This window comes from Bradyrhizobium sp. SSBR45G (assembly GCF_030159255.1).
Taxonomy (GTDB): domain Bacteria; phylum Pseudomonadota; class Alphaproteobacteria; order Rhizobiales; family Xanthobacteraceae; genus Bradyrhizobium.
This window is the reverse complement of the sequence record NZ_BSCT01000001.1, coordinates 400,756-422,834: the sequence shown is the minus strand read 5'-3', so window position 1 is coordinate 422,834 and position 22,079 is coordinate 400,756. Positions and strand designations below refer to the sequence as shown.

The window sequence follows — 22,079 nt, the reverse complement described above, 5'->3', positions numbered from 1 at the left end:
CCTCCGCCGAGGTCGTCCGCGAGTCGCTTGCTGCAAAGGCGGCGACGTGCCGGATCCGAAAGCCGCTCAGGCGGCGATCGAGGAGATGAAGAGGTCGAACATTCCAATCACTTCCTCGAGTGGGTCTGCGCCGCGCAGTCCCCAACTCGGGAATTGTCCATCAATGTACATCCGCGCGAGGCCATAGGCCAGCGCACGGCCTGCCACCGCGTGGCGGGCCGCATCGCCATTCCGGAGCAGTCCCTCCGTCTCAGCGTCCCGCATCAGGCGGACCATGACGGCACGAATCTCGCCATTGCGATGGACCAGCGAAGAGCCGTCGAAATCGATCGCGGTGCGCGTGGAAATGACCTGGAAATGGACCGGGTTGGCAATTGCCCAACGGAAGAAGCCGATCCCGATCGCCCGGTATCGCATGAGGGAAGTCTCGCCCTCCGCTGCGGCAAGCGCGTTGTCGATTTCCGCGATCAACCGGTCCATCGCCTGTTCCGCGACGGCTGTCAGCAGCGCGGTCCGACTCGGGAAATGGCGGAAGGGCGCCCCGGGCGATACGCCCGCGATCTTGGCCACTTCGCGCACGCTCACCTGATCGAGACCCTTGGTCTCGATCAACAGCACCGCCGCATCGAGAAGGGCCTGGCGCAGATTGCCATGATGATAGCCTTGGCGAACTGCCGACCTGGTTTTCGATGAGTTGGACGAGGCCATGATGCCACCGGTATAGCGCAATCAGCCAAGCGCGTAATCGCTGATGACATGACGCTGGACAGCGGTCGCCGCTCAATGTAATCGATGATTACATTGAGCGTTTGGCCGCTCCGCAAAGCTGGGTGAAACCTATGACATCGCGTAATGCCTTTCTCGGTTTCGTCCTTGCCCTGTCGGTCTTTGATCCGATGGGATGGTCTGGAGCCCTCGCTCAGGAGCATATGACACAGACGGTGTCAGCGCCGCCGCAGCCCCCCGCGCACCTTGTTGTCAATCAGCCGCTCGCTGGTCCGCTCTCCGCCGGGCTGGTGATCATCACGTTCCGAACCGAGAACCTGAAGATCGTGCCGCTCTACGGCGAGACCGCGAGTCAGGTCGTCCCGCGGCTCGGCCACCTTCACATCACGGTCGATGACGGCCCGTGGCATTGGCTTCACGCCAGCGACGAACCGATCATCCTCCAAGGTCTGTCGCCGGGATCCCACCGCGTGCTGATCGAACTTGCCGATGCGACTCACAAGGTCCTCGATGCCGAAACACGAACCTTCGAGATTCCCCAGCGGCCTGCATCGCACTGAGACGGCCGTTCGCCGAGCAGATGGTCATAAAGCGATCGCGCCAGCATCCTGCTTATCATCTCGAACGTAGCCTGCCGCGTGGCTAAGACGAAGACGCGCAGTCCAGCATCCATTGAACGCCGAACCGATCGGTGAGCTTGCCATAGTAGCTGCCCCACGGCTGCAGCGCGAGCGGCGTCGTCACCTTGCCGCCGACGGCGAGCTTCGTGAACAACACATCAGTCGTTTTGCGATCGTCCATGATGAGGATGTGGGCGGAGCCGCGCATCGGCTCGGCGTCGTGATTGTCCGACGCGAAGAACAGAACCCCCGGTCCCTCGAAACGGGCATGCATGATCTTGCCTCTCATGGCCTCGCTGGCGATCGGGATACCCCGCTCGCCATGGCGTACGAGCGTCGTGACGTGGCCGAGACCGCATTGCGTGTAGAAGGCAAGCGCGGCTTCGCATTGCGTCGTGAAGAAGAGATAGTTTGCCAACTGCATCGATGATCTCCACGCGCTGCCGCACCGCGCGAGAGCTGCGCCGCGCGTCCCGGCCATCGCAAAGCTTCGTTCGTTTCAGGAATGATTATGCTGTGGCATCGGCGATCGCCGCGACGAGATCCGCGTTGCCGTAGCTTTCTCCGGCAATGCCCCAGGCTCCGTCGGGAGCGTAGACGATGTTCGACCAGATATGCTCTCGCTTCAACCGTCCACCGCCGGCCTTTTCGACGACATCGGTCGCCTTCTCGAGAAAGGCTGTTTTCGCCTCGCGCGTCGCCAGCGCGATCTCAGGCAGCTTGAGCTCGATGAAAGCGGCCGCAACCGGCTTGCCGCCAGCAAGCACACGTTCTTTCGGCAGCACATTGATCGAACCGACGATATTCGCCGCCATGAAAGCGTTCCCGGCAAGACCCGACACTTCCAGGAGCGCATCCGTCAAGCCGGCAAAGGCTTCGGCCTGTTCGCGTGGCGACAACAATCCGTCGGGCAAGGTGAGTGTGATGGGCATGGATTTCTCCTCATTCGAGCAGCGATCGCATCTTAAATACCGAACGCTCTCTATCAATAAATATTGATCACTCTCTTTGCAAGGCCTAATTGAAGCGTTCTCTCTCGGGGATCGGACCATGCGTTACAGCGCGGAGCACAAGCAGGAGACCAAGGCGAAGGTCGTCGCCGCCGCAGGCCGGGTGTTTCGGCAGGCCGGTTATGGCGGCGCCGGCATCGATGCGTTGACCAAGGCCGCGGGCGTGACCAACGGCGCGTTCTATGGTCACTTCAAATCCAAGAGCGACGCTTTCCGCACGGCCGTGCTGTCCGGCCTGGACGAACTCCGTCAGGGAATTGCCGCGCTCAAGGCCAGCGAGCCCAAGGGATGGCTGAAGACGTTTGTGAAGTTCTATCTCGGCTATAAGCGGACCTGCGATCTCGGCGAGAGCTGTGCCCTGCCGAGCCTCTCTCCCGACGTGATGCGCGCGGATCAGGACACGCGAGCTGCCTATACGGCCGAGCTGAGGCTTCTGGTCAGCGAGATCGCCGCGGGCTTGCCGGAGAACGGTGGACTGGCCTCCCCTGCGCCTTCGCGGGAGGATCAGGCGATCGTGCTGCTGGCCATGCTCAGCGGCGGCGTGACACTGGCTCGCGCCGTTTCGGACCCTGCCCTGTCTGAACGCATCGCCCAGTCTGTCGCGCGAGCGGCGATACGTTTGACCGGCCCGGACGCGCAAGGCGCTCCAAGTGACCGGCGAAAAGCTTAAAGCCGTACACCTCCCGCGACTGTTCGCGATGATGGTGTTGCTCCCTCACCCGGTCCCTAACTGGGGACAAGCCCGCGTCGGCAGCGAGCGCCGCTTGCGGATCACGACGATTGCAGAACACTTTGATCGCTGGGAAAAGTCGTGCGCGGGGGCGTGACATGCGGGTTGATGAACCAGGGTACGACCATGGCCGGTATCGTCGATTGCTGGCCGAAGCCAATGACGAACAGAAGCGGATGGCGCTCATCAGGCTCCTGATCGAGGAGAGTGCGATGGACCGGCTGGCTGCGGACAGCGCCGGCCAGCGCACTCTGAACGCGGGCACGCCGGCGCGGCGGTCGGGTGCATCTTTCAAAAGCTGATCCGGCCAGCCTCCCGCTCGCCACGACCTGTCAGCTGTTCAGGTAGGCTTCTTTGCTCGCCCGCGGAGCGCCCTGGCCGTTCAACACGCCAGCCACGTCCGGGACCACACCGACCCGTTCCATCAACTCGCGGACGTCGCCGATGCGGTTATCGAGCAGCCTGTGCATCTCGACCAGGGTCCAGCGCAGCTCATCCAGCGCACCGGGCGCCGCGTCCGGAAAATGAGCGAGATGATAGATCATCTCGTTCAGCACCTGTCGCAGCCCGTACAGGTCGTCGTGGGCGAGCATCTGGACGTCGAGCTGGCCGAGCAGCCGTTGCACGAAGCTGCGGCGATCGGCCGGCACATGGCGCAGATCCACGAAGCGGTTGACGTGGAAGGCTCGCGGCGCCTCGGTGCTGCCGGCTGCATGAGCCAACGCGGCACGCACGCTGTCCGCGGCGAGATCCTCCGTGTCGACCGCGAGCGTGTTCGGGAACAGGTTCGCGTATCTTTCGATCAGGGAATGCGTCTTGTCGTAGTACCAGCCGAACTTGTCGGTCAGCGACAGCTCGAACCATTGCGGCTGCGTCATCTCGCCGAAGTGGAAAGCGGTCGGGCGCTTGCGCTCCGCGGCCGGCGAGTCGGCGTAGTAGACATGGTTCTGCGGCGACAATTCTGCATTCTCGGCCAGACTGGCGATGCAGGCCGCGCGGTCGCGGCGGCGCAAATGCACCAGCGTGATCTGGTCGCCGAGCAGCTCGGCGATGATCGGCAGGACAGCCGCGTAGCCATTGCCGACCACGCAGGCGTGGGGGCAGTCGCGGATCATCTGACGAATCTCTTCCTCGATGCTGCTGTCCTTGGTTTCCTTGAGACGGCAGAACAGCTCGTTGAGCTCGCGCGACCCCCATTCGTGCACGGCCCTGTCGCCGTTGCCCTGGTGGTCGAAGATCTCCTGCATCATGCGCGTGAGGGACGTCGTGCCGTCCCGCCCCGTGCCGACGCACAGCACCCGCAGCGCCGACGACGGCGTATTCTTCAACACCGGTGCATCACGGCCGCTGCGGAGCGCCGCGCCATTGGCGGAAGCGGTCGTCGCGCGCGGCCGTGTCAGCCGGCGCAGCTCCGCGGAGGCCGACTCCCATTCGAGCTTGTGGCTGTCGCGCTCGTCGCGCAGACGGCCCATGATCACGCCCATCTCTTCGGTAATGCGCTTGTAGCGCTGCGCGTCATCCTTGGCAGCCTTCAACTCCGACTGCAAAGCCTCGATGAAACGTTTGGCATCGGCGTCCAGCCAGTTCGCAGCGCTGGCTTCGCCAAGACCCAGCCGCGCTTCGATCCAACGGCGCATTCGTACTCTCGAAAACAAATTTCCTCCAGACGCCAAGCTGAGCCGCCCGCTGGTCTACTCGCGGTCACGCCTGGCTTTATTGTGACCCGACGCGATACGGAGGTCGGCGACGGATCTGACGGTACGATCATATGCGAGCCAATAGCGAATGCACTTTGAAACGTATTGCAATTTGTTTCTAATGCAGCTTTGGCGCGCGGTCCATCTCGCGCGCACGTGACCGTTCCGACGTCGGGGAACGCCCCCATCCCAGCTCTGCAGCCACCTCAATTCTGCGCCGTCCGGGGGATCACCCTCAACAGGTCGATCGTCCGGTTCTGGGTAACAGGATGATTGACCTGTTTCATCAGGCCGCTATGTTCCTGGCGAGATGAAAACCAACCGACGAACCAACGACCCGGACGGCGTGCGCCGGCGCATCGTCGACGCCGCCTACGACGCCTTCGTTCGCCAGGGTTATCTCGCCACGGGGATGCTGGAGATCCGGGAGAAGGCGTCCGTATCGGGTGGCGCCCTGGCCCATCACTTCCCGGCCAAGCGCGACCTTGGCCTTGCCGTGATCCGGGACCGGGTGGCGCAGGTGGTTACAGCGACGTGGATCGCGCCGCTCCAAGCTCATGCCGATGCGCCCACGGCCATCGACAGCATCTTTGCAGCCATCATCGGCGAGTTGACGAGCAGGCGCGCCGTAGCCGGCTGTCCACTCAACGACATGGCGCTGGAGCTTTCGCTGCACGATGCGGAAATGCGCGTCGCGCTCAGCGACATCTTCGCGTCGTGGCATGACGCCCTGCGTGCGAAGTTCTACGCCGACGTCCTCGCGGACCGCGCGCGCGACCTGCATCCGGACAGCCTCGCGACCCTCATCATCGCCGCCTATTCCGGGGCGATGGCCATGGCCAAGGCGCGCCAGCATGCCATCCCGCTGGCCGATGCGAGAACGGAGCTGGCGGCACTGCTGGCCGCAAAGTACCACCGCATCACGCCGGCGGGCTGAAGCGACGCGTCGGCGCGTCGGATCGGCTGCATCAGATCAGTCCAGCCCGCGTTCGCGGCTGAGACGGACCATTTCGTCGATGAAGATCTGCCTCTGCTTGTCGTCGAGGCTGGTGAACAGCGGCTCCGAGGCATCGGCGACGGCGCGCTGGTCGGCGGCGCGATCGACCAGGAACTGGGCCTCGTTGCGCATCTGCTCGACGATGTCGTCGGGCGGATCGCGCTTCGAGCGTGCGATGCGCAGGTTGAGGCGATCGGCGCCGTTGCGACCAAGCGCATGCATCGCATTGGCGAACGGACCCCAGTTCTTCGCCTGCTCCTCCGTCAGGCTGAGGCCGCTCTTCAGGCGCTCGACATTGGCATCGCTGTTGGCGACGATCTGCTCGGCCGTGAGCTCCGGCGCGCCCGGTTGCGTCAGCATCGGTGCCGCTTTCGCGACCCTGGTCCTGGCCGTCTTCGCGGCCTTGCTCTTCTTGCCCTCCGGAGGTGCCGCCGCGGGCTGCGCGTTCGGTTGACCGGTGTTGCCGGTGAAGGCTCCGGTCACACCGGTGACCACGCCGACGACGCCGCCGATCGCGCCGCCAAGCACGCCGCCGACGGGGCCCGCAGCCCTGTTGCCTTCGCGCGCGCCCTGTTCGACGCCCTTGAACAGGCCCTGCGCGTCAACCTGACGCGGTGGGTCCGCAAGGGCGACGACCACCAAGGACGCGCCTATTGCGATGCATCGCAAACACCAACGCCGCCTGCCAATGGACTTCATCGTCATCAATTCAGGTTCCATGCAACTAAGCGCCACCGGCTCGCGACACCTCGGTCATGTGGCCACGAGTCGGATCAATTCTATCGTTGCCGCAACGCGTAAGTCCATCTGCCGCGCGAAGCAGCACCGCATCGAACAGGTCGAGCGACGCTGATCGTGACTTCGGTTGCGAGCCGCATCGCATCGCAGCGTTCATCGCTGCGATGCGATCAGCTGCGGACCCTGCGACGAAATGTGCACGCCATGAGTGCTATGTGTCGCCGCACCTGCTTTCTCGACAGTCGCACGCAATTCTGCTCTGATCGCAGCCAAGCGAAATCCAGTCGCGCCCGACGCGACGCAACAACTAACAAACAGGATTCGCCATCAACCGAATGCTTGGCTCACCAGGGAGGGAACGCCATGTCACGGAGGAAGCTGGATCGCCGACAATTCGTTGCTGCAACTGCTGCCGCCTCGGCGGTCATGATCACCGCGCCCTATGTGCGCGGAGCGTACGCCGCCGGCAAGCTCTCGATCGGGTTCTGGGACCACTGGGTTCCAGGCGCCAACGATGCGTCGACGGAGCTCTGCAAGGAATGGGCGGCCAAGGAGAAGGTCGATCTCGAGATCGACTACATCACCAGCCAGGGCAACAAGAACCTCGTGACCATCGCCGCCGAGGCGCAAGCCAAGTCCGGCCATGACATCTTCCAGATGCCGACCTGGTGGTGCCACTCCAACTCCGACCTGATGGAGCCCGTGAACGACATCATGGAGCCCATCATCCAGGAGAACGGTGCCGTCAACGATACCGTCAAATATCTGGGAATGCTCGACGGCAAATGGATGGGCGTGCCCGCCTGTGTCGGCAGCCAGATCAAGGGCCCCTGCTCGCGCATCGACCTGATGAAGAAACATGCCGGCATCGACGTACAGGAGATGTATCCGGCAGGCGGTCCGCCCAAGGCCGAGAACTGGACCACCGATACGTTTCTCAAGGCCGCTGAGGCCTGTCACAAGGCCGGGGTCCCGTTTGGAATCGGGCTCGGCGAAACGTCCGACAATGTCGATACGGCGGGCGCGTTCTTCAAGGCGTTCGGCGCCGAATTGGTCAACGCCAAGGGCGACCTCACCGTCAAGACCGATGCGGTGCGCCAGGTGCTCGAGTTCTACAAGAAGCTGATCGCCTTCCTGCCGCCGGATGTCGGTGCCTGGGACGACGCCTCGAACAACAAATGGCTGATCGCGGGCAAGGGCGCGCTGATCATGAACCCGCCGAGCGCCTGGGCAGTCGCCAAGCGCGATGCACCGCAAGTGGCGGAGCAGTGCTGGACCCACGGCTTTCCAGCGGGCCCCAAAGGCCGCTTCGCGCCGTTCCTGCCCTACTTCTGGTCGATCTGGAGCTTCTCCAAGAACAAGCCGGCGGCGAAGAGCCTGCTCGTGCATCTCTCCAAGCCGTCTTCGATCGAGAAGATGGTGGACGCGAGCGGCGGCTACGACCTGCCGGCCTTCGAGAAGCTGACAAAGCTGAAGATCTGGGTCGAACAGGGACCGCCCAAGGGCACGATCTTCCACTACCCGGATCCTTATCAGCAGCAGGTGCTCTCGATCGCGGCGTCACCGGCTCCGCCCAAGGTCGCGCAGCAGATCTATTTCCAGGCGACGCAGACCAAGATGTGCCTGCGCTATGCCCAGGGCGAAAGCCTGGAGAAGACGCTCACCTGGGCCGAGGGCGAGTGCGAGGGCTTCCTGCGCAGCTGAGCAGGCGTCCGTTGCAACCTTGGCGGCCCGCATCATCAGGCGGGCCGCGCACTTTATCCGTTCCACATCCAGTCAACGCCATCCGCCGGGGACCTCACGAGGAGCTCGCTCTCATGGTTGATACCGCCATCGGCGAAACGGCCGCCGCCCGCCCCCGCAAGGCCGCTGGCCGCAGCAGCTTGCGAAAGGCGCTGAAGCGAAAGTCGACCACGGCCTTCCTGATGACGCTGCCGTTGATCCTGCTGATCGCGCTGCTGGTCGTCTATCCCGCCTTCTACTCGGTGCATCTCGCCACTTTGAACAAGTCGATGCAGCGGTTCGTCGGCTTCGGCAATTTCGAGTTCCTGTTCAAGCGCGACACGTTCTGGCTGGTCGTCAAGCAGTCCTGCATCTTTGCGATCACGGCCGTCGTGTTCAAGGCGCTGATCGGCTTCATCGTCGCGCATTTCGTGCACAACATCCCGGCCAAGGGGCAGCGCAAATGGCGCGGCATGCTCTTGGTGCCCTGGGTGATCCCGCCCGCGATGAGCACGCTCGCCTGGCTGTGGCTGTTCGACCCGTCCTACAGCGCCTTCAACTACACGCTCGGCTTCTTCGGCATCGGTCCCATTCCCTGGACCGGCGATGCCGCCTGGGCCCGGTTCTCGGTGATCCTGGTGAACGTCTGGTACGGCGCGCCGTTCTTCATGATCATGTATCTGGCGGCGCTGAAATCGGTTCCCGAGCAGCTCTACGAGGCCGCGGCGATCGACGGCGCCAACTGGTGGCAGCGGATCTGGTATGTGACCCTGCCGATGATGCGCAACATCATCGCCATCACCACGCTGTTCTCGCTGATCGTGACGTTCGCCAATTTCGACATCGTCCGCATCCTCACCGCCGGCGGCCCGCTCGACAAGACGCACATCTTCGCGACCTGGGCGTTCCGCGTCGGCATCGAGGGCAGCGACATTCCGCTCGGCGCCAGCGTCTCGCTGTTCATGGTGCCGATCCTGGCGGTGGCCGCGATCTTCATCCTGCGCGACGTCAACAAGCGGGGCAATGAATCCTGATGAGCACGCTCACGATCGACAAGGCCGGTCCCACCCGCAATGTCAAATATGGCTCGATGAGCCGCGACCGCACCTGGGCGCTGCGCTGGTCGTACTTCTTCCTGACCTTGTTCGCGATCTTCTCGCTGGTGCCGCCGCTCTATATGCTGATCACCTCGTTGAAAGGCAGCGCGGAGATCTCGGCCGCGACCAACCCATGGTGGGTGTTTCACCCCACCCTGGAGAACTATGCCGGGCTTCTGACCTCGAACCAGTTCCTGCGGTTCTTCTTCAACTCTGCTATGGTCTCGATCATCGTCGTGATCATCACCATGCTGATCAGCATTCCCGCCGCGTTCGCGCTGTCGCGCATGAAGTTCTGGGGCTCGGCGACGCTCGCCACCGGCGTATTCCTGACCTATCTGATCCCGGACAGTCTGCTGTTCATTCCGCTGTTCAAGATGTTCGCGATGATCGGCGACGTCACCGGCATCCAGCTGATCAACCGCTGGTACGTGCTGCTGTTCATCTATCCGACCCTGACGGTGCCGTTCTGCACCTGGATCATGATCGGCTATTTCGCCTCGATCCCGAAGGAACTCGACGAGGCCGCGATCATCGACGGCGCTTCCTGGCTGCAGACCTTGACGCGGATCTTCATCCCTGTCGCCCTGCCCGGCCTGATCGCCGCGACCATCTTCGCCTTCACGGTGTCCTGGGCGCAGTTCCTGTATCCGCTGGTGTTCACGACCTCGGCGGACCAATTGGTGCTGCCGGTCGGCATCGTCACCACCCTGATCAAGGGCGACGTCTTCAACTGGGGGCAGATCATGACCGGCGCCCTGCTTGGCGCCGCGCCGCCGCTGATCATCTACGCGTTCCTGATGGACTACTACATCGCCGGCCTCACCGCTGGCGCGACCAAGGGCTGACATGAGGGGTTCGTTGACATGGCTGAAGTGAGCTTGCGTAAGGTCGTGAAGCGTTATGATGACGTCGAGGCGGTCAGGGGCATCGATCTCGACATCGCCGACCACGAGTTCGTCGTGCTGGTCGGCCCCTCCGGTTGCGGCAAGTCGACGACGTTGCGGATGATTGCGGGCCTGGAGGACATCTCCGACGGCGACATTGCGATCGGCGGCGACGTCGTCAACGATGTGCCGCCGAAGGACCGCGACATCGCGATGGTGTTCCAGAACTATGCGCTGTATCCGCACATGACGGTGGCGGAGAACATGTCGTTCGGGCTGCGGCTGAAGCATTATCCGAAGGCCGAAATCAAGAGCCGCGTGGCGGAGGCCGCACGGATGCTCGATATCGTCGACCTCGTCGACCGCAAGCCGAAGCAGCTCTCGGGCGGCCAGCGCCAGCGCGTCGCCATGGGCCGCGCCATCGTGCGCAATCCCAAGGTGTTCCTGTTCGACGAGCCGCTGTCGAACCTCGACGCCAAGCTGCGCGTGCAGATGCGCATCGAGATCAAGAAGGTGCACCAGAAGGTACGCACCACGACGGTCTACGTCACCCATGACCAGGTCGAGGCCATGACCCTGGCCGACCGCGTCGTCGTCATGAACCGGGGCCGCATCGAGCAGATCGGCACCCCGAACGAGCTGTACCACAATCCGGCGACGCGCTTCGTCGCCGGCTTCATCGGCTCGCCGGCGATGAACTTCGTGCCGTGCCGGCTCGAGGAGGCCAATGGCCGGCTCCAGATCCGTCTCACCGACCGCATCGCGTTTCCACTACCGCCAGCGCGCGCCGCGCGCTATCAATCCGTGTCACGGAATGAGCGGCTGCTGCTCGGCATCAGGCCGGAGCACATCACCGAAACCAAGCCGCATACGGAGCCTGGAATCGAGCCGTTCGAGGCGCTGCTCGACGTCACCGAACCGATGGGCATGGAGACGTTGGTCTACTTCGCCCTCGATGACACGCCGGTGTGCGGGCGGGTCAGCCCCAATGCCGGCGCGCGGGATGGCAGCCCTCTGCGCATGGCGATGGACCTCAACAATATGCACCTGCTAAACGAGACCACGGGCCTCGTGATCTGACGACGGCCCGACAAGAAAATCGGGTCAAGGGCAGGACATGAGCACCAGGACGGCCAGCAACAAGAACAAGATCCTCGTCACGGAATCCTTCTCGGCCAAGGGCCGCGCGCTGCTCGCGGCGCGCGACGACGTCGAGATGATCGAGTTTCCCAACATGATCTCGGCGGCCGAATTCTCCGCGCTGCTCACCGCCCACGCGCCCGTGCATGGCGTCGCGCTCGGCGCCACCCGCTTCGGCGAGCCGGAACTGCTGGCCGCCGGCGACATGAAGGTCGTGACCCGGATCGGCGTCGGCTTCGACGCCGTCGACGTTCCCGCGCTCTCCAGGCACAAGGTGCCGCTGATGGTGGCCGGCACCGCCAACTCGCCCTCGGTCGCCGAGCAGGCGCTGTTCATGATGCTGACGCTCGCCAAGCGCGCCAGCGAGATGCATGCGATGGTCAAGGACGGCACCTGGGGCGCGCGCCTCGGCGTGCTGCCGTTCGATCTCTACGGCAAGACAGTGCTGATCATCGGCTTCGGCCGCATCGGCACCCGCACCGCCAAGCGCTGCCTCGCGATGGAGATGCAGGTCCTGGTCTACGATCCCTACAAGCCCGCCGCCGATATCACCGCTGCCGGCTGCGAGGCGGTCGCCGATCTCGATGCCGCCCTGCCGCGCGCCGACTTCGTCAGCATCCACTGCCCGAAGACGCCGGAGACGATCGGCCTGTTCAATGCCGCGCGTCTGCGGTTGATGAAGCCCTCGGCCTACCTGATCAACACCGCCCGCGGCGGCCTGATCGACGAGGCCGCGCTGTATGATGCGCTGTCGTCGGGACGGCTGGCCGGCGCCGGCCTCGACGTGTTCGAGCAGGAGCCGCCGCCGGTCGGCCATGCGCTCCATGCTCTGCCCAACGTGATCATGGCCCCGCACGTCGCCGGCGTCACCCGCGAGGCGGTCGACCGGATGAGCGAGCAGACCGCGCGCAACATCCTGAGCGTCCTGGACGGCGATCCGATTCGGCAGAACGTGATCAATCAGGACGTGCTGTAGCAGCAGCGCTGGTACGATGGAGACGGCCCTGCCCTTCAGCGATGGGGCAGGTGCCGGGGTGCCATCACGCGGATGTCAGAACCTTTCTCCACCTCTTTGTCGCCCAATTTTGAACGCATTCTTGCAACCTGCCCAAATCTCGCTACAACTGGGACTATTGGCGCCGAAGGTTACGCGCGCCGGTAGGGAACAGGGGCGATCATGAGTGTTGCGACGGAGCATGCGCTCGCAACGATAGCGAGCATTCTGGATCAGCCTGAAACCGCCAAGCCGGCCGACAAGGCCACGCCGCCGTCCAGGAAGGCCGCCGCGGTCATCCCGTTTGAACAGGCTGACGGCTACACCAAGGTCGGTCCGGGTCCGATCTCCGCAATCCGTTTCCGCTGGACGTCCCGGCGGGGCGACGACGGCTACTATGTCGACGAGACCGTCGGTCCGACCTCGATTGCAGTGAGCACCGGACCGATGAGCGCCGAAGCTGCCATCAAGACGGTCGATGCCCGCGCGCGTGAGGCGATCGAGCGCTTCGAGGCGCTGAAGAACGAGATGACCGGCAAGGGCCCGACCGCCCCGTTCACCCCCACGGGTCGCGGCGAGAAGTAGCCGGCGCTTCAAAGGGACGACGGCAAAGCGGCCGATGTAGCGATCAGCTCGTCGAAGGATGGCTGTGCGTGACGCCTGCGGGCGGCCTCATGTCGTTTTCGCACCACGCCCCTATCGCGGCAATCCGAGATAGTCCGACTTCGCCAACGGCACACCGGCATGGCGCAGGATGTCATAGGCCGTGGTGACATGAAAAAAGAACTGCGGCAGGCTGAACGTCAGCAGCAATGAGCGGCCATCCGCGAACCGGCGCGTCGCGCCGTTGCGGAAGGTGAAGACGGCCTCGCGCTCTGCACCGTCTTCGATCGCTGCGCGTGGCGCGCTCCGCACATGGTCGATCGCGATTGCAATCCTCGCCTTCAACCCGGCCACATCCGTGTCGCTTTCGGCGACCATGGGCTGCGGCTGACCGGCCAGCAACGCGCAGGCGATGGTGGCGTGGCGGTTGGCCTCGCAGACCTGCCGGATCAGATTGAACATGTCGGGGGCGAGCCGCGCCTGCAGCAGGTCCGCCGGATCGATGCCCCGCGCCTCGGCAAAGGCTGCGGCCTTGTCGAGCAGCGCCGACAAGTTGCGAAGATACGGCACGAACGTCTCGACCGACGCCTGCACCAACGAAATGCTCATCACCCCCCCGTCCCGCGGCCCCTCGTCGCGCGTGGCGACCTCGGCTAAGAATAGCGCGGCCCAACCAAGCGAGGTATTTCAATATGGGACTTTTCAACCGGACGATCGCCGCCCTGACCGGCGTGGCGCTGCTCTGCAGCGTCGTGGCCGCGGCCGCCGCCGAGCAAGCCTCACGGCTCGATGAGATCGTGCAGCGCGGCGCCCTGCGGGTCGGCATGACCGGCGACTACAAGCCGTTCACCTATCTCGACAAGGCGACGGGCAAGTTCTCCGGCTTCGACGTCGACATGGCCGAGGCGCTCGGCAAGGCGCTCGGCGTGAAGGTGGAGTTCGTGCCGACCAGCTGGCCGCAGCTGATGAAGGATTTCGAGGCCGACAAGTTCGACGTTGCGATGGGTGGCGTCTCGATCACGCTCGACCGCCAGAAGAAGGGCTTTTTCTCGACGGCGATCATGCGCGAAGGCAAGACCCCGATCGCGCGCTGCAGCGACACCTCGAAGTACCAGACGCTCTCCGACATCGACAGACCGGGCACCCGCGTCATCGTCAACCCCGGCGGCACCAACGAGCGCTTCGCCCGCGCCAACGTCAAGGCGGCCGACATCCGCGTCCACAATGACAACGTCACCATCTTCGAGGAGATCGCCAAAGGCGACGCCGACCTGATGATGACCGACGCCTCCGAGACCCGCTATCAGCAGAAGCTGCATCCGGGCGTGCTCTGCGCGGTCCATCCCGACAAGCCGTTCGATTTCTCCGAGAAGGCCTACTGGCTGCAGCGCGACGTCGCGCTCAAGGCGTTCGTGGACCAGTGGCTGCACATCTCCACCGAGAACGGCAGCTACCAGGCGATCTACAAGACCTGGTTCGATTGAGGGGTGATCCGGAGCGGCGCTGAACGCGCGTCCTTCGGAGCCCACATCGTGTCCGGGTGAGATCGAAAAGACACATCCGGACATCCCCGGACATACGCCGTATCAAGTCCCATTGACGACCTAATGCACGCCATGTTCCATCACAACTGGCGGTATATTTAAACTGGTTGATCAAAATGGCATTGAAGCGCGCGGTTGGCGGCAGCTTGCTGATGGGATGGCTGTTGCTGCCAACCGGCGCGGCTCTGGCGCAGCAGTGCCAGGCCACTGGGACCAACCAGACCTGCAGCAACTCCATCGCCCTGACCGGGGGCGCGACCGGCCTTGAGGATAGTGGCACCGCGACGGTGACCAATGCCGGTGCGGCCACCATCTCCGGAACTGACGCGGCCGGAACCGGCGTCGGCCTCAGCGCCCTGCAAGACGCCAAGGTGACCAATTTCGGCACCATTTCAGGCTCCGGATTCCAGGCCCTCGGCGTGGCCGTCAACAACGACGCCACCATCGCGAACTCCGGTGTCATCTCGGCGATCTCGGGTCCATCCGGCGTGCTCGGCTATGGCCTCTATGTCGGCAACGATGCCAACGTGACCAACTCCGGAACGATCACCGGCAGCGGAAGCTTCCAAGGCATCGGCATCCTGGCGTTCAGGAATGCCAATGTGACGAACTCCGGCACCATTTCCGGAGCGGCCGACGACAGTGGCAGCAGCTATGGGATCGTCACCGGCCAGGACGCGCGCGTGACGAATGTCGGGACGATTTCGGCCGCCGCGGGCTTCTCCGGCGTGGCTTTTGGCATCCAGGCCCAGCGCGATGCCGACGTCACGAATTCCGGCAGCATTTCAGCGGTCGCGGGCGTAGGCGGTCAAGCCTTCGGGCTGGTCAGCGCCAATGGCAACGTCCGCTTGACGAACTCCGGCACGCTCTCGGCTGTCGCCGGCGCCGGCGGTCAGTCCTACGGCCTGCTGGCTGTCACGGGCATGGCCGACGTGGCGAATTCCGGGACCATCTCCGGGGACGGCGGCCAGTTCGGCCTCGGCCTTCTCGCCGGCCAGGACGCCACGGTGGCCAATTCCGGGACCATCACGGCCAGAGGCGACCAGCAGAGCATCGGCATTTCGGCCGGTGGAAACGCCAGCGTGACCAATTCGGGCAGCATCGCCAGCGCGTCGGTCGGGACCGGCTTCAGCTATGGCATCGCCGTCGCCAATGACGCCAACGTGTCGAACTTTGGCACCATCGCGAGCGTGTCGGGCGCTGGCGGCCGAGGCGTCGGCATCTCCGTCAGCAACAATGCCAGCATCTTCAACACCGGGAGCATCAGCGGGGCGGCCGGTACGGGCGGCCAAGGCTTCGGCATTCAAGTGTTCGGCACGGCGAATGTCACGAACGCCGGCACCGTCTCCGGAAGCACGTCGGCGCTGCAGTTCGCTGGGGGCGCCGACACCCTCACTTTGCTGACAGGCTCGCGCCTGATCGGCGCCATCGAGCTCGGCGGCGGCGGCGACACCGTCAACTTCCGCGGCGGCAACCACAACCTCACCTTCGATACGCTGTCCGGGGCGACGGTGACCGGCACCACGCCGTTCGCCGTCTCCGGCAACCGGGCCGTCGCGGTGGATCCTACGACGTTTGCCGCGACGGCGCGCAGCCTGGGCGACTTCAGCCGCGCGGTGTTCGATGCCGTGCCGGTCTTCACCGGCACCAGCGCCCCGGGCGGCGGACCACTCGCCTTCGCGGCTCCCGACTCCTCCTCGCGCATCGACGAAGCCTTCGCCGCGATGCCGGGACTGTCGGCCTATGCCGGCCAGGGTCTTCAGTTCAAGAACCCGACTGTCACCTATGGCGACGGCAGCACGGTCTGGGCGCGCGGCTTCGCCGGCCAGCGCATCCAGCAGCAGGACGGCGTGCTGCTGCGGACGACGAACCTGTTCTACGGCGGCATGATCGGCGGTGACTGGCAGACGCGGCCCGGCCTGCGGCTCGGCGCCTTCCTCGGTGGCGGCCAGACCCGCAGCGCGGTGGACTTCAATCAGGGCAGCAGCAATGCCGACCTCGTCTTCGGCGGAGCTTATGCGCGCTACGACATCGGCGCCTCCTTCCTGCACGCGGCGGTACAGGCCGGAAGCTCCCGCAACAGTTCGAGCCGCACCATCAACAACAACCTCGTCGCGGGCGGCCTGGAGACCGCGTCCGCGAACTTCAACGGCTGGTACGTGAGCCCGCAGGCGACCTTCGGCCATCGCTGGGCGCTGGGAAGCCTCGCCGGCGCCAGCTACACGCTGACGCCCTCGGTCCGGCTGCGCTATCTCTACGGCTCCTATGCCGGCACTACTGAAACCGGCACGACCGCGCCATTGACCCTGAACGGCCAGACCGTGAGCACGCTCGAGGAGCGCGGCGAAGCGAAGCTGACACGCAGCGTCACGTTCTCGCCCGGCGACGTGCTGTCGACCAGCCTCACCGCCGGCGTGCTAGGCACCCAGCGGGTCGGCGGCAACAGCGTCAATGCGGCGCTGCTCGGACAGACGATCCCGTTCGCGACACCGGGCCAGTCCAACGTGTGGGGCGGCTTCGGCGGCCTTGGGCTGGAATGGCAGAACCGCAACTTGACACTGTTCTCGGCCGGCGAGTATCTCGCCCTCTCCGACCGCTCGACCATCATCAGCGGCCGCGCCGGACTGCGCATCGCGTTCTGACGCACGGCGTGCCGCGATGATCCTCTCGATCTGGCTGGATCTGGCGCTGGCGCTTGCCATCGGATCGGAGGTGCTGAAATCCCAAATGCTGCGCCACCAGCGCCATCGTATCTGACAATCGCAGTTTTGCGTTCGTCTCTCTCCACTTCGTGATGCCCCGGGACAAGCCCGGGCATGACGGAGGAGCTAGCTAACTAACACGATGGTTCGTCGCGGCAGCCCCGGATGTCGAGATGCGATCGCCGCCCTGCTCCGACCTTCAATGGCTCGTCTTCTGCGGCTTCGCCGCGGCGGTCGCCCCGGACGGCTCGAACCGCACCAGAACCACTATTGTGTTGGCCCGTCCGAGAATCGTGCGGACCAGCACCGGCGGCCGGCGCTTGCGAATCCGCCAGCTGCCGATGGTGGACTGGCCGAGCGTGACGACCTGCCCGTCGAGATCCAAGGCCTTTGCGAGGACGTCGAGATCGGCGCGGTCGAGCGCAACGGGGACGTTGATGTCGCACCAGGATTGCTTGCCCTCCTCCATCACCGTGCTGATGGACGAGACGTTGCCCGACGCCGATTTGAACAGCCGCATGGTGGATTTCTCGATGGTGATCGACGCCCCCGACGTCCCGCCGGTGGAGTCCACCAGTCCCAGTTCGCTCGCCCGCGCGGAAATATCCGGCGCGCCATCCCACAGCGCGAGACACAACGCGACGTAGTCCGCCATCGTGATCCGCTCCTGTGCGACCGCAACCGACGGCAACAGGACGATCGCGAGGACGGCAAGCAGATAGCGCATGGGTGCGCCCCTCCAGGTAGATGAACACCAACAATGCTCGCTTCTTCGCACGGCCACGATTGAGGCGCCAGCGTGCCACACTTGCGTCGATCGACCTTTCTCCGAGCTGTTGCGGAATCGGCGCACCGCGCAAGCGCATGTCCCGGCGGCTCGCGCGACGCGCGAGGGACCGAAACGAGAGCAACCATCGTGTGCTGGAAACGGTCCGTTCGTCGTTCGCGGACCGCCCGATGGCGAGGCTGCGCGCTCATCACCGAGTTGCCGGCGATGCTGCGTACTGGCACATGAGCAAGAGCGCCGACGAGTGGCGATCACGACAGGCCGGTCGGCAGTTCGCGCCGCGCCCTCCTCTGGAAGCAACCAGATCATGTCCCATGAGATCCGATCCATCACCGAGAGCGACATCGCTGCATTCCGTGCCGTGCTGGACAGCGTGGCGCGCGAACGGCGCTTTCTCTCGTTCCTCGAAGCGGCGTCGCTCGACGAAATCAGAGCCTTCGTTCTGAACAACATCGAGAACGGCCAGCCGCAATTCGTCGTCGTTGACGATGGCCGGATCGTCGGCTGGTGCGATATCCTGACCAATACGCGCAGGACGATCTATGCCCATTGCGGCACCCTGGGCATGGGCCTGCTGCCGCCCTGGCGCGGCCGCGGCATCGGTCGCACGCTCATCCGGCAGACCATGGATGCCGCGCTCGCCGGCGGGCTCACGCGTATCGAACTGACGGTGCGCGAGGCCAATCAAAACGCGATCGCCTTATACAAATCGGTCGGCTTCCAAGCGGAGGGATTGCATCGCAACGCCGTCCGGATCGACGGTCGCTATGAGAACGTGATCTCGATGGCGTTTCTGGCGGACGGAGCACATGCTGGCCTGCCATCCTGAATCTGGCGCCAGGAGCGAGCGCCTGCCGCAGTCCTAAACCCGTTTTCGATCAACGTGACCAGCCGCGGCATATGCACGGACGTGAGCCCGCGCTACCATGTCCCCGTGGTTGGGAGGGGCGTCATGCGAGTTCGCTTTGGTGCAAGGGCCGTATCGTTGTTCGGCGCGATGACGGCCGTACTCGGCGCTGTCAGCGGCCCAGCGCAATCAGAGGTCCCGTTCACGTTCACCGTGCCGCAGAGCCAAGTGATCGTGAAGATCTCGGAGCCGGCGCTTCGGTCCGATCCCGTGGAAGGCGCAAGGCCGGGCTACTTCAAGCTCAGCCGCGCCCGGCCTCTGCTGATCTTGAGCGGGTGGCTCGAACCGGCGCAGCAATACAAGGGCCTCGAGGCGTTCTGGGCGGCGGAGTTGCGGTCGCCGGCGCTGACAGGAGCCACGGCGCCGACGCATGTCGAGACGCTGCGGGAGGGCGGATGGGAGGTGGTCGCCTACGACGTCTCCGTCGCTGGTCTCGTCCAAGTTCATCTGCGCGCCGAGCGCGTCGAGGCCAATGCATGGATCGATCTGCATCTTTCCACCAGAGCAGCCGACACGAGCAAGACGGCGAAGTCGCGTGCCGAACTGCTGAAGGTGTTGCGGCAAGTTCAGATCGTTCGGAAGTAAGCGATCAATCATTTTATCTGAAGGAGATGGGTTTTGAGACGCATCGGTCCCGTGTTGCTCGCCGCGGCCATCATCACGCCCGCTCACGCCTACGATCAGGGGCAGCGGGTGACGGCGGCGGCCGCTGCGGTCTCCTGCCGGTCGTGGCAGACGCTGAAGACGCTCGGCGACCTGATGGGAGACACGCCGCGCTTTGCAGCCTTCTGGCGCGCCAAGAAGGCGTCGGGAGAATGCCGGACCTTCCCCGTCGGAACCGTGGTGGCCGTCGAGGATGATCAACGCGCCGGCTCAAAGGCGATCATGCGGATGCGGACCGCGGCAGACGGGGTGTACTGGACCTACCCCTGGTATTTCAGATAGTCCGGGCTTGGCTCCCCGATCGCTTCTCTTCGAGACGGGCGGAAACGGAACGGCCAAAGGGCAGCATCGTGCCCCTGCGCGCCGACTGTCGAGCGAGATGAGCGGCTATTGGCCGCTCATCTCCGTGTTGTGGTCACGCCGACTGACGAGCCTTGTCAGTGACGCCCTGTGGCGCCGGCGCGTAGCGCAAGAACGCCATCGTGTAGACGGCGCGCCCCTGCGACAGCGACCGCAGCGCGCTGACGTAGTTGAACAACTCCGCCAGCGGCACTTCGGCCGTGACGTCCTGCCCGCGCGGGATCGGTTCGGTCGCAAGAATGCGACCGCGCCGGCTTTGCAGATCGCCGATGATGCTCCCGAGATAGTCTTCGGGAGTCGTCACGACGACCCGCATCAGCGGCTCGAGCAGGATCGGAGCGGCGCGTTCGAAGCCGATCCGGAACGCCTCCTTCGTCGCCAGTTCGAAAGCCAGCCCGGACGAATCCTTCTGATGAAAGGCGCCGTCCAGCAGGCTCACCTTCAGGCCGAGCACAGGATATCCGCCAGGCCCTCCGTCCAGCAGCGACTGGCGCAGGGCCTTTTCGATCGATGGAATGAACTCGCGCGGAACGGCGCCGCCGACGGTTTTGTCGACGAACACGAGTCCCGTCTCGCCGTCCTCCAAGGGCGCGAAGGCGAGGCGAACGCGCGCCATTTGCCCGGGGCCGCCACTCTGCTTGCGCAGGGTGTGGTCGACCTCGCTCGGCCGCGACGCGGCAGCACGGTAGGCAACTTGGGGCGCGCCGATGGCAGCATCGACATTGTAGTCCTCCTTCAGTCGTTCGACGGCGATCTGCAGATGCAGTTCGCCCATGCCGCGCAGCAGCGTCTGGCCGCTGTCCGCGTCGATGACGACGCGCAGCGACGGATCGCTGCGCGCCATCAGCGCCAGGGCCTGCCCCAGCCGTTCCTGGTCGCGACCGAGGCGCGGCTCGATCACCGCCTCGATCACCGGGGCCGGGATGACGAAGCCGTCCAGCACGATGGGCTGCGCCGGATCGCTCAGCGTGTCACCGGCGGCGACGGATTTCAGGCCGACGATCGCGACGACGTCGCCGGCTGAGGCGTCGTCGATCTCGGTCTGCGCATCGGCCTGCATCCGCAACAACCGGCCAATGCGCTCGGCCCGATCGGCCGTCGCATTGGTCACCGACGTCCCTGCCGCAATGCGACCGGCATAGACCCTGATGAACGCAAGCGTTCCGAACCGGCTCGCCTGCACCTTGGACACCAGCGCCGCAAACGGCTGGTCCGGACGCGGCAGCCGATGCTCGACCTCGCCGCTGCGCGGGTTGATGCCCGCCACCGGCGGCCGGTCCGATGGGGCCGGCGCATAGTCCACGATGGCGTCGAGCAGCGGATGCACCCCGACATTCCGGTACGCCGACCCGCACAGGACCGGCGTCAGCCGTCCCGCCATGCAAGCCTGCCGGATCGCCGCCTTGATGTCAGCCGCTCCGATCGCTTCACCGCCGAGATAGGCCGCCATGATCGCCTCGTCCTGATCCGCCAGCGTCTCGAGCAGACGCTGCCGCTGCATCTCTGCCGCGCTGCGCAGTCCCTCCGGAATCGCGCAAACCGTCGGCGACGCCCCTGCTCCATCCCACAGCAGCGCCTGCATCGACACGAGATCGACCACGCCCGCGAAGTCGCCTTCGCCGCCGATCGGAACCTGCAGGACGAGCGGATTGGCACCGAGACGCTCGGTGATCATGTCGACGGTCCGCTCCAGATGGGCGCCGACCTGGTCCATCTTGTTGACGAAGCACAGGCGCGGCACGCCGAGCCGGTCAGCCTGGCGCCAGACTGTTTCCGACTGCGGCTCGACGCCGGAGACGGCCGAGAACACGGCAATCGCGCCGTCGAGCACGCGCAGCGAGCGTTCGACTTCGATCTGGAAGTCGACGTGTCCGGGCGTGTCGATGATCGTGATCGACGCGCCGCGCCAGTCGCACGAGATCGCGGCAGCCGAAATCGTGATCCCATGCTTCTTCTCGAGCGCATGGGAGTCGGTCTCGGTGTTGCCGGTGTGAACGTCGCCGGCTTTGTGGATCCGGCCGGTGTCGAGCAGGATGCGCTCGGTCAATGTGGTCTTGCCGGCATCGACATGCGCCATGATGCCGATATTTCTCAGGATGCGGGTCATCTTCAAACTCCGCTGGAGTCTCTGGAAAGAAAGACGAGTCGCGCGGCG

Annotated in this window: 23 protein-coding genes; 15 read left to right on the top strand and 8 right to left on the bottom strand. The window is 64.7% G+C overall.

Annotated elements, in window-relative coordinates:
* Positions 1-66 precede the first annotated feature (66 nt).
* Positions 67-708, bottom strand: a complete 642-nt coding sequence (locus QQL87_RS01990) for a TetR/AcrR family transcriptional regulator (protein ID WP_284416057.1) — start codon at positions 706-708, stop codon at positions 67-69.
* A gap of 131 nt (positions 709-839) precedes the next feature.
* Between QQL87_RS01990 and QQL87_RS01985 the strand changes: the two genes are divergently transcribed.
* A complete protein-coding gene (locus tag QQL87_RS01985; RefSeq protein WP_284416058.1) occupies positions 840-1,286 on the top strand; it encodes a DUF6130 family protein in 447 nt (148 codons plus the stop codon).
* 82 nt (positions 1,287-1,368) lie between these two features.
* Here the strand turns inward: QQL87_RS01985 and QQL87_RS01980 are convergent, their stop codons facing one another.
* Positions 1,369-1,770 (bottom strand): VOC family protein, encoded by a 402-nt coding sequence (locus QQL87_RS01980; protein WP_284416059.1) that lies wholly within the window; start codon positions 1,768-1,770, stop codon positions 1,369-1,371.
* 85 nt (positions 1,771-1,855) lie between these two features.
* The gene (locus QQL87_RS01975; protein WP_284416438.1) at positions 1,856-2,278 is read right to left on the bottom strand and encodes a tautomerase family protein; all 423 of its coding nucleotides are present in this window, start codon (positions 2,276-2,278) and stop codon (positions 1,856-1,858) included.
* A gap of 118 nt (positions 2,279-2,396) precedes the next feature.
* On the opposite strand from QQL87_RS01975, the gene QQL87_RS01970 reads away from it, so the two are divergent.
* Entirely contained in the window at positions 2,397-3,026 is a 630-nt protein-coding gene (locus QQL87_RS01970) for a TetR/AcrR family transcriptional regulator (RefSeq protein ID WP_284416060.1), read from the top strand.
* Between the two features lie 158 nt (positions 3,027-3,184).
* Positions 3,185-3,388, top strand: coding sequence for a hypothetical protein (locus QQL87_RS01965; RefSeq protein WP_284416061.1), 204 nt, complete (start codon positions 3,185-3,187; stop codon positions 3,386-3,388).
* A 30-nt stretch (positions 3,389-3,418) separates the two neighbouring features.
* On the opposite strand, the gene QQL87_RS01960 is transcribed toward QQL87_RS01965, so the two are convergent.
* Positions 3,419-4,723 carry a hypothetical protein gene (locus QQL87_RS01960; RefSeq protein ID WP_284416062.1) on the bottom strand — a complete coding sequence of 435 codons (1,305 nt, stop codon included), beginning with the start codon at positions 4,721-4,723 and terminating at the stop codon, positions 3,419-3,421.
* Positions 4,724-5,093: 370 nt separating this feature from the next.
* Here QQL87_RS01960 and QQL87_RS01955 point away from each other — a divergent pair, with 370 nt between their 5' ends.
* Positions 5,094-5,720, top strand: coding sequence for a TetR/AcrR family transcriptional regulator (locus QQL87_RS01955; RefSeq protein WP_284416063.1), 627 nt, complete (start codon positions 5,094-5,096; stop codon positions 5,718-5,720).
* Positions 5,721-5,756: 36 nt separating this feature from the next.
* Here the strand turns inward: QQL87_RS01955 and QQL87_RS01950 are convergent, their stop codons facing one another.
* Positions 5,757-6,485 carry a Spy/CpxP family protein refolding chaperone gene (locus QQL87_RS01950; protein WP_502871122.1) on the bottom strand — a complete coding sequence of 243 codons (729 nt, stop codon included), beginning with the start codon at positions 6,483-6,485 and terminating at the stop codon, positions 5,757-5,759.
* Positions 6,486-6,881: 396 nt separating this feature from the next.
* Here QQL87_RS01950 and QQL87_RS01945 point away from each other — a divergent pair, with 396 nt between their 5' ends.
* From QQL87_RS01945 to QQL87_RS01920, 6 genes are all read left to right on the top strand, one after another.
* The gene (locus QQL87_RS01945; protein ID WP_284416065.1) at positions 6,882-8,222 is read left to right on the top strand and encodes an ABC transporter substrate-binding protein; all 1,341 of its coding nucleotides are present in this window, start codon (positions 6,882-6,884) and stop codon (positions 8,220-8,222) included.
* 113 nt (positions 8,223-8,335) lie between these two features.
* Positions 8,336-9,274 (top strand): carbohydrate ABC transporter permease, encoded by a 939-nt coding sequence (locus QQL87_RS01940; RefSeq protein ID WP_284416066.1) that lies wholly within the window; start codon positions 8,336-8,338, stop codon positions 9,272-9,274.
* Positions 9,274-10,185: a carbohydrate ABC transporter permease gene (locus tag QQL87_RS01935; protein ID WP_284416067.1), complete on the top strand. Its 912-nt coding sequence runs from the start codon at positions 9,274-9,276 to the stop codon at positions 10,183-10,185. Before QQL87_RS01940 ends, QQL87_RS01935 begins: the two co-directional genes overlap by 1 nt.
* An 18-nt stretch (positions 10,186-10,203) precedes the next feature.
* Positions 10,204-11,304, top strand: coding sequence for an ABC transporter ATP-binding protein (locus QQL87_RS01930; RefSeq protein WP_284416068.1), 1,101 nt, complete (start codon positions 10,204-10,206; stop codon positions 11,302-11,304).
* Between the two features lie 37 nt (positions 11,305-11,341).
* The gene (locus tag QQL87_RS01925) at positions 11,342-12,340 is read left to right on the top strand and encodes a hydroxyacid dehydrogenase (protein WP_284416069.1); all 999 of its coding nucleotides are present in this window, start codon (positions 11,342-11,344) and stop codon (positions 12,338-12,340) included.
* 201 nt (positions 12,341-12,541) lie between these two features.
* Positions 12,542-12,943 carry a hypothetical protein gene (locus QQL87_RS01920; protein ID WP_284416070.1) on the top strand — a complete coding sequence of 134 codons (402 nt, stop codon included), beginning with the start codon at positions 12,542-12,544 and terminating at the stop codon, positions 12,941-12,943.
* 111 nt (positions 12,944-13,054) lie between these two features.
* On the opposite strand, the gene QQL87_RS01915 is transcribed toward QQL87_RS01920, so the two are convergent.
* On the bottom strand, positions 13,055-13,570 hold the full coding sequence (locus QQL87_RS01915) for a DUF1993 domain-containing protein (RefSeq protein WP_284416071.1): 516 nt from the start codon (positions 13,568-13,570) through the stop codon (positions 13,055-13,057).
* Positions 13,571-13,653: 83 nt separating this feature from the next.
* Between QQL87_RS01915 and QQL87_RS01910 the strand changes: the two genes are divergently transcribed.
* The gene (locus QQL87_RS01910; RefSeq protein WP_284416072.1) at positions 13,654-14,445 is read left to right on the top strand and encodes a transporter substrate-binding domain-containing protein; all 792 of its coding nucleotides are present in this window, start codon (positions 13,654-13,656) and stop codon (positions 14,443-14,445) included.
* Positions 14,446-14,657: 212 nt separating this feature from the next.
* On the top strand, positions 14,658-17,147 hold the full coding sequence (locus QQL87_RS01905) for an autotransporter outer membrane beta-barrel domain-containing protein (RefSeq protein WP_284416073.1): 2,490 nt from the start codon (positions 14,658-14,660) through the stop codon (positions 17,145-17,147).
* Positions 17,148-17,406: 259 nt separating this feature from the next.
* On the opposite strand, the gene QQL87_RS01900 is transcribed toward QQL87_RS01905, so the two are convergent.
* A complete protein-coding gene (locus QQL87_RS01900; protein ID WP_284416074.1) occupies positions 17,407-17,934 on the bottom strand; it encodes a hypothetical protein in 528 nt (175 codons plus the stop codon).
* 367 nt (positions 17,935-18,301) lie between these two features.
* Here QQL87_RS01900 and QQL87_RS01895 point away from each other — a divergent pair, with 367 nt between their 5' ends.
* The 3 genes from QQL87_RS01895 to QQL87_RS01885 all read left to right on the top strand — a co-directional run bounded on the left by QQL87_RS01895 (position 18,302) and on the right by QQL87_RS01885 (position 19,846).
* Positions 18,302-18,823 (top strand): GNAT family N-acetyltransferase, encoded by a 522-nt coding sequence (locus QQL87_RS01895; RefSeq protein ID WP_284416439.1) that lies wholly within the window; start codon positions 18,302-18,304, stop codon positions 18,821-18,823.
* A 123-nt stretch (positions 18,824-18,946) separates the two neighbouring features.
* Positions 18,947-19,486, top strand: coding sequence for a hypothetical protein (locus tag QQL87_RS01890; protein ID WP_284416075.1), 540 nt, complete (start codon positions 18,947-18,949; stop codon positions 19,484-19,486).
* A 33-nt stretch (positions 19,487-19,519) separates the two neighbouring features.
* The gene (locus QQL87_RS01885) at positions 19,520-19,846 is read left to right on the top strand and encodes a hypothetical protein (RefSeq protein ID WP_284416076.1); all 327 of its coding nucleotides are present in this window, start codon (positions 19,520-19,522) and stop codon (positions 19,844-19,846) included.
* A 133-nt stretch (positions 19,847-19,979) separates the two neighbouring features.
* Here the strand turns inward: QQL87_RS01885 and fusA are convergent, their stop codons facing one another.
* On the bottom strand, positions 19,980-22,031 hold the full coding sequence (gene fusA / locus QQL87_RS01880; protein WP_284416077.1) for an elongation factor G: 2,052 nt from the start codon (positions 22,029-22,031) through the stop codon (positions 19,980-19,982).
* Positions 22,032-22,079 lie beyond the last annotated feature (48 nt).

Excerpts from the sequence above, each read along its gene's own strand:
- QQL87_RS01910 (WP_284416072.1), top strand. The coding sequence starts at position 13,654 with ATGGGACTTTTCAACCGGACGATCGCCGCCCTGACCGGCGTGGCGCTG.
- QQL87_RS01905 (WP_284416073.1), top strand. The coding sequence starts at position 14,658 with ATGGGATGGCTGTTGCTGCCAACCGGCGCGGCTCTGGCGCAGCAGTGC.
- QQL87_RS01915 (WP_284416071.1), bottom strand. The coding sequence starts at position 13,570 with ATGAGCATTTCGTTGGTGCAGGCGTCGGTCGAGACGTTCGTGCCGTAT.
- QQL87_RS01925 (WP_284416069.1), top strand. The coding sequence starts at position 11,342 with ATGAGCACCAGGACGGCCAGCAACAAGAACAAGATCCTCGTCACGGAA.
- QQL87_RS01900 (WP_284416074.1), bottom strand. The coding sequence starts at position 17,934 with ATGCGCTATCTGCTTGCCGTCCTCGCGATCGTCCTGTTGCCGTCGGTT.
- QQL87_RS01985 (WP_284416058.1), top strand. The coding sequence starts at position 840 with ATGACATCGCGTAATGCCTTTCTCGGTTTCGTCCTTGCCCTGTCGGTC.
- QQL87_RS01975 (WP_284416438.1), bottom strand. The coding sequence starts at position 2,278 with ATGCCCATCACACTCACCTTGCCCGACGGATTGTTGTCGCCACGCGAA.
- QQL87_RS01980 (WP_284416059.1), bottom strand. The coding sequence starts at position 1,770 with ATGCAGTTGGCAAACTATCTCTTCTTCACGACGCAATGCGAAGCCGCG.
- QQL87_RS01955 (WP_284416063.1), top strand. The coding sequence starts at position 5,094 with ATGAAAACCAACCGACGAACCAACGACCCGGACGGCGTGCGCCGGCGC.
- QQL87_RS01930 (WP_284416068.1), top strand. The coding sequence starts at position 10,204 with ATGGCTGAAGTGAGCTTGCGTAAGGTCGTGAAGCGTTATGATGACGTC.
- fusA (WP_284416077.1), bottom strand. The coding sequence starts at position 22,031 with ATGACCCGCATCCTGAGAAATATCGGCATCATGGCGCATGTCGATGCC.
- QQL87_RS01920 (WP_284416070.1), top strand. The coding sequence starts at position 12,542 with ATGAGTGTTGCGACGGAGCATGCGCTCGCAACGATAGCGAGCATTCTG.
- QQL87_RS01990 (WP_284416057.1), bottom strand. The coding sequence starts at position 708 with ATGGCCTCGTCCAACTCATCGAAAACCAGGTCGGCAGTTCGCCAAGGC.
- QQL87_RS01970 (WP_284416060.1), top strand. The coding sequence starts at position 2,397 with ATGCGTTACAGCGCGGAGCACAAGCAGGAGACCAAGGCGAAGGTCGTC.
- QQL87_RS01965 (WP_284416061.1), top strand. The coding sequence starts at position 3,185 with ATGCGGGTTGATGAACCAGGGTACGACCATGGCCGGTATCGTCGATTG.
- QQL87_RS01935 (WP_284416067.1), top strand. The coding sequence starts at position 9,274 with ATGAGCACGCTCACGATCGACAAGGCCGGTCCCACCCGCAATGTCAAA.
- QQL87_RS01890 (WP_284416075.1), top strand. The coding sequence starts at position 18,947 with ATGCGAGTTCGCTTTGGTGCAAGGGCCGTATCGTTGTTCGGCGCGATG.
- QQL87_RS01895 (WP_284416439.1), top strand. The coding sequence starts at position 18,302 with ATGTCCCATGAGATCCGATCCATCACCGAGAGCGACATCGCTGCATTC.
- QQL87_RS01960 (WP_284416062.1), bottom strand. The coding sequence starts at position 4,723 with ATGCGCCGTTGGATCGAAGCGCGGCTGGGTCTTGGCGAAGCCAGCGCT.
- QQL87_RS01950 (WP_502871122.1), bottom strand. The coding sequence starts at position 6,485 with ATGACGATGAAGTCCATTGGCAGGCGGCGTTGGTGTTTGCGATGCATC.
- QQL87_RS01940 (WP_284416066.1), top strand. The coding sequence starts at position 8,336 with ATGGTTGATACCGCCATCGGCGAAACGGCCGCCGCCCGCCCCCGCAAG.
- QQL87_RS01945 (WP_284416065.1), top strand. The coding sequence starts at position 6,882 with ATGTCACGGAGGAAGCTGGATCGCCGACAATTCGTTGCTGCAACTGCT.